The organism is Vibrio sp. OPT46, assembly GCF_015163535.1.
Classification (GTDB): Bacteria; Pseudomonadota; Gammaproteobacteria; order Enterobacterales; family Vibrionaceae; genus Vibrio; species Vibrio alginolyticus.
The window spans coordinates 43,919-44,144 of sequence record NZ_JADDYG010000093.1 but is presented as its reverse complement, the minus strand read 5'-3'; positions in this window follow the sequence as shown (position 1 = coordinate 44,144).

Below are 226 nucleotides of genomic sequence, written 5' to 3'. Positions count from 1 at the left end.
TTAAAAACCTTTTCAGTATCTAATGAATATACTGTCGCCCCATATCCCATATTTTATTCTCCTCACTTTTATACAGTTAAATTCATTTAAGTGTTTTTATCGAAGGGATTATATTTTGATGTTTTTTGAAGGTAAAGTGTATACATAGAGGTTGTATTTATTATGATGAACTTTGAAAGTTTAGATTCTTAAAATAAATACTATATATTTAATTTTATTAGATCTG